Annotated in this window: 7 protein-coding genes and 1 pseudogene; 4 read left to right on the top strand and 4 right to left on the bottom strand. The window is 70.3% G+C overall.

The features are described 5' to 3' along the window. Positions 1-640: 640 nt before the first annotated feature. The 4 genes from sppA to A6302_RS22065 all read left to right on the top strand — a co-directional run bounded on the left by sppA (position 641) and on the right by A6302_RS22065 (position 2,947). Complete coding sequence (gene sppA / locus A6302_RS08000) at positions 641-1,600, top strand: signal peptide peptidase SppA (protein ID WP_069306599.1); 960 nt, start codon at positions 641-643, stop codon at positions 1,598-1,600. A 150-nt stretch (positions 1,601-1,750) separates the two neighbouring features. Continuing rightward, positions 1,751-2,032, top strand: a complete 282-nt coding sequence (locus tag A6302_RS08005; RefSeq protein ID WP_069306600.1) for an integration host factor subunit beta — start codon at positions 1,751-1,753, stop codon at positions 2,030-2,032. A 253-nt stretch (positions 2,033-2,285) separates the two neighbouring features. Then, entirely contained in the window at positions 2,286-2,633 is a 348-nt protein-coding gene (locus A6302_RS22060) for a LapA family protein (RefSeq protein WP_069306601.1), read from the top strand. 5 nt (positions 2,634-2,638) lie between these two features. Next, positions 2,639-2,947 carry a rhodanese-like domain-containing protein gene (locus tag A6302_RS22065; protein WP_069306602.1) on the top strand — a complete coding sequence of 103 codons (309 nt, stop codon included), beginning with the start codon at positions 2,639-2,641 and terminating at the stop codon, positions 2,945-2,947. A gap of 155 nt (positions 2,948-3,102) precedes the next feature. Here the strand turns inward: A6302_RS22065 and A6302_RS08020 are convergent, their stop codons facing one another. From A6302_RS08020 to A6302_RS08035, 4 genes and pseudogenes are all read right to left on the bottom strand, one after another. Then, complete coding sequence (locus tag A6302_RS08020) at positions 3,103-3,321, bottom strand: Trm112 family protein (RefSeq protein WP_069306603.1); 219 nt, start codon at positions 3,319-3,321, stop codon at positions 3,103-3,105. Positions 3,322-3,383: 62 nt separating this feature from the next. After that, entirely contained in the window at positions 3,384-4,049 is a 666-nt protein-coding gene (locus tag A6302_RS08025) for an LON peptidase substrate-binding domain-containing protein (protein WP_069306604.1), read from the bottom strand. A 206-nt stretch (positions 4,050-4,255) separates the two neighbouring features. Continuing rightward, a pseudogene (gene trxA / locus A6302_RS08030) lies at positions 4,256-5,088 on the bottom strand (thioredoxin). A 261-nt stretch (positions 5,089-5,349) separates the two neighbouring features. After that, a complete protein-coding gene (locus tag A6302_RS08035) occupies positions 5,350-5,880 on the bottom strand; it encodes a prolyl-tRNA synthetase associated domain-containing protein (RefSeq protein WP_069306605.1) in 531 nt (176 codons plus the stop codon). Between the last annotated feature and the right edge of the window lie 120 nt (positions 5,881-6,000).

Consider the following 6,000-nt stretch of genomic DNA (forward strand, 5'->3'; position numbering starts at 1 on the left):
TCTCGTTCGTGTTCTTCGCGCCGTCCTTCGGGCGTCACCCTCGCCCGCGTCCGTGTCCGCCCATCCGGGCGTGCAGCGCGATTTCCATGGGCATGACCTGCCCGCGTCGTCACGATTGGCCTGGCGGCGCTGCTGTCGGGGCCGGCAAGGACCGCGGATCGTTGGGAACTTCAGCCTCACTCCGTCATCGCCGGGCTTGACCCGGCGACCCAATGGCTGTGCGGCCTCCGAAGTATCACGATCGGAACCAAACCCTGCCTAGTCTGCAGATTGCTGCCCGCGGAGAGGCCATTGGGTTGCCGGGTCAGGCCCGGCAAAGACGAAAGAGAGGGTGCGGCCGGCAAGTCGCGGCTTCATCTGCCGCTCATTTCGATCTGCACTTCGATCGGCCGTGTGAGGCGAAGCAGCGGGTCCGTTCCACTGCGCGCTCGTTGATGGCGGCCGCCAACCCCCAGAGAGTGACCGCCGGCTCCCTGACGAATACCGTCCGTGCCCGAGCCGCCCGGCAGCCGGCGCGTCCACCCGCCACTTTCATGCGCGGCGGCCGTGCGTTCCCGGTTGCGTGGCCGGCCGTCTCGGCTATCGTGCCGGACGATCGGTGCCTTTCGGCCGATCACGTTCCGGATGCAAGGAAGACCCCATGACGCTCGATGCCGACCTGATCGTCGACCGCCGCCGCACCCGGCGCCGGCTGGTGCTCTGGCGCGCGAGCGCCTTCGTGCTGGCCGCCGTCATCGCGCTCGGCGCCGTCGCCCTGATTGCCGACCGCACGGGCCTTGCCGGCGGCGCCACGCCGCAGATCGCCCGCATCAGCATCGGCGGGGTGATCCTCGAGGATCCGGATCTCGTGGAGATGATCGGCGAGATCGCCGACAGCGAGGCGGTCGAGGGGGTGATTCTCGCCATCGATTCGCCCGGCGGCTCGACCACGGGCGGCGAGGCGCTCTATGTGGCGCTGCGCGAACTGGCCGAGAAGAAGCCGACGGCGGCGACCGTCGGCACGCTGGCCGCCTCGGCCGGCTACATGGTCGCGATCGCCGGCGATCACATTGTCGCCCACCGCACCTCGATCACCGGCTCGATCGGCGTCTACTTCCAGTATGGCAATGTGGAGCGGCTGCTCGACACCCTCGGCGTCGAGGTGAGGACCATCAAGTCGGCCCCGCTCAAGGCCGAGCCCTCGCCCTTCGGCCCGGAGGCGCCGGGCGCGCGCGAAGCCATGGCCGCGCTCGTCGACGATTCCTACCAGTGGTTCGTCGACATCGTCGCCGAGCGGCGCCAGCTGGAGCGGCCCGAGGCGCTGCGCCTTGCCGACGGGCGGGTCTATTCCGGCCGGCAGGCGCTGGCGGTGAAGCTCGTCGACGCCATCGGCGGCGAGGACGAGGCGGTCGCCTGGCTGGAGGAGGCGCGCGACGTCTCCGCGGACCTGCCGGTGGTGGACTGGACACCGGAGCGCGAGGACGACGGCTTCTCGCTGTTCGGCTATGCCGCCGCCCGGATCGGCGCGCTGGTCGGCGTCGATGTCGGCCAGCTTGCGGCCGGGCAGATGCCGCTCGCCGGTCTCGTCTCGCTGTGGCATCCGGATCTCCAGGCGCGCTGAGCGTCCGGCGGACAACCCCGCCGCGCGAGCGGGCATGATTCGCGCGCGGCGAGGCGACCGTTTCCGGATCGATACCTTGACGCTCCGGCCGGGGTCCGGCATCCTCAAGTCTCGGCATCAGAAGAAGAATTGTCCGGAGGGGGCCACCGCATGATCAAGTCGGAACTGGTTCAGCGCATCGCCGCGCAGAACCCCCACCTCTACCAGCGCGACATCGAGAACATCGTCAACACCATCCTCGACACGATCGCCGGGGCCATGGCCAGCGGCGACCGCGTCGAACTGCGCGGATTCGGCGCCTTCTCGGTGAAGAGCCGTCCGGCCCGGATCGGCCGCAACCCGCGCACCGGCGAGAAGGTCGAGGTCGAGGAGAAGCACGTGCCCTTCTTCAAGACCGGCAAGGAAATGCGCGAGCGCCTCAACGCAGGCTGAGCGCGGACGGACCGATTGCGGCAGCCCCGGCGAACAGGACCGGCGGCTCGCGCGTTGACGGAGCGGTCATCGTCCGGGCGGCGCGTGGTTCGCTTCTTGCCGGCGTGGGATTCGGTCCGTCGCTGCGCCGTGCGGAACAACTCTCTCTCCGCCGCGGCGCTGCCCTCTTGGCCCCGCCTCGCCTATCAGGGAATGATGCGTTCAAGGCCAGGGTTCCAAACCTCGGCCGACGGACACCGTAACGGAGATTTTCATGCGATTTCTTCTCTGGCTGCTGATCGTCGGACCGATCGCCGTCGTGATCATCGCGCTGGCGATGGTGAACAACCAGCCGGTGACGATCATCCTCGATCCGGTGACCCCGGCGACGCCGCTGCTGACGCTGACGGTGCCGCTCTACGGCGTCTTCTTCGCCATGCTGATGGCCGGCGTGGTGATCGGCGGCATCGCCGTCTGGGCGCGGCAGGGCCGCTTCCGCCGCGCCGCCCGCCAGAATCGACGCGATGCGGCGCGCTGGCAGAGCGAGGCCGAGCGCCTGCGCGAGGAAACCCAGGTGGTGTCGGACACGCCGGCGCTGCCCGTGCCGCGCCGCGCGGCCTGACGCCGATGAAGACGCTGAGCCCCGAAGAGGTGTTCGCCCTGCACGAGCGGGGCGAGATCCATCTCGTGGACGTGCGCGAGGACAACGAGTGGGCGCAGGCGCGCATTCCGGGCGCGATCCACGCGCCGCTGTCGCGCCTTGTCGACCTTGCCCCCGAACTCCCGGACGACAAGCCGGTGGTGTTCCACTGCCTTGCCGGTGGCCGTTCGGCCAAGGCGGTCGGCCTCGCCGCCGCGCTTGGCCTGCCGCACGACAGCCACATGGACGGCGGTCTCGGCGCCTGGCACCAGGCGGGCTTTCCCGTCGACCGGTGAGGGCGGTCCGGCGTTCGGAAGGGCGGGGAGCCGGGTGCCGGCGGATGTCCACCTCCCGATCGTCTTCGCCGGCCTGACCGGACGATGACGGTGGAGAGGTCGTGCCGAGGCCGTCAGGCTTCTGTCTGACAGGTGGCGATCAAGCCAGCGCTGCTCTACTCGTCCTCGCCCAGCTGCCGCGCCTCGTCGGGGATCATGATCGGGATGCCGTCCCGGACCGGGAAGGCGAGGCGGGCGGAGCGCGAGACGAGCTCCTGGCGGCCCGCGTCGTAGGACAGGGTCGTCTTGGTCAGCGGGCACACGAGCAGTTCCAGCAGGCGCGGATCGACCTTGCCGCGCCGGTTCTTGGTCTCGTCCGCCGACCCGTCCGTCATGCCCGATCCTTCCGTCATGCCCGTCTCCCCCGGTCTCGCCTCGGGCCCGTCCGCGCCCGGCGTCATTGCAGCGGCGGCGCGCCGTCGCCCTTCTGCCGCTCCAGCGCCATCTCGGTGATCGCCACCAGCGTGTCGGCGCGGGTCTTCAGGTCCGGCGCCTCGAGCAGCGCCTGCTTCTCGGCCGGCCCGAACGGGCTCATCATCGACAGCGCATTGACCAGCGCCTCGTTGGAGGCGCGCTCCACGCCGTCCCAGTCGGCCTGCAGGTCGTTGGCCTCCAGATAGGCCTCGAAGGTGCGCAGCAGCTGGTCCCGGTCGACCGCGCCCTCGCCGGAACGGACATCGAAGTCGGCCGGAAACGGTTCGGCGCTGATCCGGCAGACCCGGTAGGGCGTGCCGTCGGTCACCTCGGCCACGACCTTGAAGCGGACGATGCCGGTGAGCGTGATGTGATAGCGCCCGTCGCCGGTCTCGGTCAGCGACGTCAGCCGGCCGGCGCAGCCGACCTCGCAGAGCGCGCCGCCGTCCTCGCCGTCCGGCACCGGCTGGATCATGCCGATCACCCGGTCGCCGGCGATCGCGGCGTCGATCATTGCCAGATAGCGCGGCTCGAAGATGTTGAGCGGCAACTGGCCGCGCGGCAGCAGCAGCGCGCCCTCGAGCGGGAAAACCGGGATTTCCCCGGGCAGATCCGCGGGGTTGCGGTAGATCGCGTTGCCGATCTTCATGGGTGCTCTCCTCCGCCTTTGGCGGGTGTCCGGCCGTCCGCCCGCCATCGGGGCGTTGCGGCCGGCGTCTGTCGCCGTCCCTCACTCATCTAGCGCGCAGGGGTCCGGGATCGAGACCCTGCCTGCGGCGCGCGCACTCGAAAGCCGCGCGGGACGACGGGAGACGGCGCGCGGAGCGTGCTCCGGCGCCGTTTCCCGGGCTGTCCTCAGGCAAAGAGAACCGCGGACAGACGGCGGCGGCCGTAGAGCGTCGCCTTGTCCATCGGCCCCCAGGCCTCGAAGAACTGGACGAGCTGCTTGCGGGCCGCTTCCTCGTTCCACGTCCGCTCGCGCTTGACGATCTCGACCAGGTGATCGACCGCGCCCTTGGCATCGCCGCGGGCGTTGAGCGCCAGCGCGAGGTCGAAGCGGGCCTGATGGTCGGCGGGGTCGGCCTCGACCCTGCGGGCGAGATCGGCGGCGTCGCCCAGCGTCTCGGCGACGCGGGCAAGCTCCAGCTCGGCCCGCGCGCCGGTCACGGCGATGTCGGTGGCTTTTGCCTTCGGCACGCGGGCGAGCGTCGCCTCGGCTCGTCGAGCGCGCCGAGGCCGATCAGGGCGCGGGCAAGGCCGGCGAGCGCGGGCACGTTCTCGGCCTCCTCCTCCAGCACGGCCTGGAAGACTTCCGCCGCGGTGGCGAAATCCTTCTCGGCCATGGTCTCGGCGGCGACGCGCAGCATCTCCTCGACGTCGCTGGGGCCGATCGGGCCGACCAGCTTCTCGATGAACTGCAGGATCTGCGATTCCGGCAGGGCGCCCATGAAGCCATCGAGCGGCCGGCCGTCGACGAAGGCGATCACGGCCGGGATCGACTGGATGCCGAGCTGGCCGGCGACCTGCGGATGCTCGTCGATGTTCATCTTGACGAGCCGCACCTTGCCCCCCGCCGCCGTCACGGCCTTTTCCAGGATCGGCGTCAGCTGCTTGCAGGGGCCGCACCAGGGCGCCCAGAAGTCGACGAGGACCGGCACCGTGCGCGAGGGCTCGATCACGTCCTTCATGAAGGTCTGGGTCGTGGTGTCCCGGATGAGATCGCTGCCCGCCGGCGACCCGCTCTGGAGGCTGGAGGGGGCGGAGGCGGTCGCCGGGCCGCCGAGGCTGTTGCCGAGGGTGAAGGTCGGTCCGCTCATGGATCCTGTTCCGCTGGTTCGGGGTGACCGCTCGGGTCGTCGGCCCTTATTTGGCGCAAAGCCGCGGCGATTACAAATGGGCGAGCTGCGGATATGCAGGACGGGAGGGCCTCGGCCCGTCAGGCCCGAGGGTCAGGCCTCGGCGGCCGCGTCCGTCCCGGCCTCCTGCAGCGGCAGCTCGGTGATGACCGGCGTGTGGCCGGCGGCCTCGAGGAAGCGCAGGAGGTCGTCGCGGGCGATCGTGGTCGTCGCGGTGTTTTCCAGCGGGTGGAAATTCTGCGGGTCCAGCGCGACGAGGCCGGCGTCGAGCACCACGGTCACCGCGTGGGCGGTGTCGTTGATCACGCCGAAAGGCGTCACCGAGCCGGGCTTCACGCCGAGCAGGTCCCACATCTGGTCGGCCGAGCAGAAGCTGACCCGCCCCTGCGCGCCGATCACCCCGTGAAGCCGCTTGAGATCCAGCGGCAGATCCTCGCGGGCCACCACGAGAAACACCCGGCTCTTCTTGTCCTTGACCAGCAGGTTCTTGGCGTGCCCGCCGGGCAGTTCCCCGCGCAGGGCCCGGCTTTCCTCCACGGTGTGGAGCGGCGGATGCTCGACGGTCGCGTGGGCGATGCCGAGGGTGTCGAGGAAGGCGAAGAGATCGGCGCGGGACTTGGTCATGGGCGGGTCTTCGATGGGGGAGGGCGATGAGGGAGCAGAATGCAGGAAGAGAGGCTGCAGGCCCCCTCATCCGGCCCTGCCGGCCACCTCCTCCCCGTGGGGGAGAAGGGTAATCCGGAG

It is taken from the genome of Methylobrevis pamukkalensis (assembly GCF_001720135.1).
GTDB lineage: Bacteria > Pseudomonadota > Alphaproteobacteria > Rhizobiales > Pleomorphomonadaceae > Methylobrevis > Methylobrevis pamukkalensis.

Bases quoted from the DNA above. Each gene is read 5' to 3' on its own strand.
- sppA (WP_069306599.1), top strand. From the start codon at position 641: ATGACGCTCGATGCCGACCTGATCGTCGACCGCCGCCGCACCCGGCGC.
- A6302_RS08005 (WP_069306600.1), top strand. From the start codon at position 1,751: ATGATCAAGTCGGAACTGGTTCAGCGCATCGCCGCGCAGAACCCCCAC.
- A6302_RS22060 (WP_069306601.1), top strand. From the start codon at position 2,286: ATGCGATTTCTTCTCTGGCTGCTGATCGTCGGACCGATCGCCGTCGTG.
- A6302_RS22065 (WP_069306602.1), top strand. From the start codon at position 2,639: ATGAAGACGCTGAGCCCCGAAGAGGTGTTCGCCCTGCACGAGCGGGGC.
- A6302_RS08020 (WP_069306603.1), bottom strand. From the start codon at position 3,321: ATGACGGACGGGTCGGCGGACGAGACCAAGAACCGGCGCGGCAAGGTC.
- A6302_RS08025 (WP_069306604.1), bottom strand. From the start codon at position 4,049: ATGAAGATCGGCAACGCGATCTACCGCAACCCCGCGGATCTGCCCGGG.
- A6302_RS08035 (WP_069306605.1), bottom strand. From the start codon at position 5,880: ATGACCAAGTCCCGCGCCGATCTCTTCGCCTTCCTCGACACCCTCGGC.